Raw genomic sequence first — 1,403 nt, 5'->3', positions numbered from 1 at the left:
CCGTGCAGCTCATCAACCGCGAAAAAGCGGTGGTCATCGACGTGTGCGAAGCCGAGGAATTCGCCACGGGCCACGTGACTGGCGCCAAGAACGTGCCCGTGTCCCAGCTTGAAGAGCGCCTGCCCACCGTGATCAAGAACAAGGCCCTGCCCGTGGTGCTGGTGTGTGCCAGCGGCGCACGCGCCAACCGCGCCGTCGCCATTGCCAAAAAACTGGGCTACGACAACGCCCAGGCACTCGCTGGTGGCATGAAGGCCTGGCGCGAAGCCAGCCTGCCTGTGGAAAAAGCCTGATCCGCCCCCAGTTATTCGGTCAGCGCTAGTCTTGCGACTGGTTTTTCAGTCCCACAGGAAGAAAGAGGAAGGTTCGCCATGCAACCCGTGAAGATGTACACCACCGCCGTCTGCCCCTATTGCATCCGGGCCAAGCAGATCCTCAAGTCCAAGGGCGTGGAGCAGATCGAGGAGATCCGCATCGACACAGACCCCGCTGCGCGCAGCCACATGATGGAAATCACCGGCCGCCGCACGGTGCCGCAGATCTACATCGGCGACACCCATGTGGGTGGCCATGACGATCTGGTGGCGCTGGACAGCCGTGGCGAGCTGATGCCCTTGCTCGGCGCCTGACCCCCTGTCTGGGCGCTGCATAATGCAGCCCCATGTGCCCGCTGCGGGAGCTGCTCCCCGGCGGGTTTTGTTTTGCTAGCAATTTCGTAAGAGCAAAGAGACTTCACCATGGCCGACCAAGAAAACCCCGTGTTCCAGATCCAGCGCGTCTACCTCAAGGACCTGTCGCTGGAGCAGCCCAACTCCCCCGCCATCCTGCTCGAACAAGAGCAACCCAGCGTGGACATCCAGCTGGGCGTGGAAGCCACCCCTGTGGCCGAAGGCATCTTTGAAGTGGCTGTGACCGCCACCGTGCAGACCAAGATCAAGGACAAGACTGTGTTCTTGGTCGAAGCCAAGCAAGCCGGCATCTTCGAAATCCGCAACGTGCCCGAAGACCAGATGGGCCCCATCATGGGCATCGCCTGCCCGCAGATCGTGTACCCCTACCTGCGCGGCAATGTGGCCGACGTGATCAACCGCGCTGGCTTCCCGCCCGTGCACCTGGCCGAAATCAACTTCCAGGCCATGTACGAGCAACAGCAAGCCCAGGCCGCTGGCCAGGCATCGCCCATCATCACGCAGTAAGCATTTACAGGCATTTTTGCCTGTAGTGCTGGATGAATAAGCGCATACAGCTATGAAAATCATAGTATTGGGCGCTGGAGCCTGGGGGACTGCGGTGGCCATGAGTGCCGCCCAGCACCCCGCAGGCCATGCCGTCACCTTGTGGGCGCGCGATGCCGCCCAGGCGGCCCAGATGCAGACGCAGCGGCAGAACGTGCGTTACCTGCC

The 1,403-nt window shown here is 61.9% G+C and carries 4 protein-coding genes; all 4 read left to right on the top strand.

The features are described from left to right. Nucleotides 1-293 (top strand): rhodanese-like domain-containing protein (locus DBR23_RS19230; protein WP_233250576.1); only part of this gene is annotated, 293 nt, incomplete at its 5' end. A gap of 78 nt (nucleotides 294-371) precedes the next feature. Beyond that, nucleotides 372-629, top strand: a complete 258-nt coding sequence (gene grxC / locus DBR23_RS19225; RefSeq protein ID WP_015015481.1) for a glutaredoxin 3 — start codon at nucleotides 372-374, stop codon at nucleotides 627-629. Nucleotides 630-737: 108 nt separating this feature from the next. Beyond that, entirely contained in the window at nucleotides 738-1,196 is a 459-nt protein-coding gene (gene secB / locus DBR23_RS19220) for a protein-export chaperone SecB (protein ID WP_056746795.1), read from the top strand. A gap of 52 nt (nucleotides 1,197-1,248) precedes the next feature. After that, nucleotides 1,249-1,403 (top strand): 2-dehydropantoate 2-reductase N-terminal domain-containing protein (locus tag DBR23_RS19215; protein WP_304466223.1); only part of this gene is annotated, 155 nt, incomplete at its 3' end.

This window comes from Acidovorax sp. HMWF018, from assembly GCF_003061035.1.
GTDB lineage: Bacteria > Pseudomonadota > Gammaproteobacteria > Burkholderiales > Burkholderiaceae_C > Acidovorax > Acidovorax delafieldii.
The sequence above is the reverse complement of the archived record's forward strand: the minus strand, read 5'-3'. Positions and strand labels throughout refer to the sequence as shown.

Bases quoted from the DNA above. Each gene is read 5' to 3' on its own strand.
- grxC (WP_015015481.1), top strand. From the start codon at position 372: ATGCAACCCGTGAAGATGTACACCACCGCCGTCTGCCCCTATTGCATC.
- secB (WP_056746795.1), top strand. From the start codon at position 738: ATGGCCGACCAAGAAAACCCCGTGTTCCAGATCCAGCGCGTCTACCTC.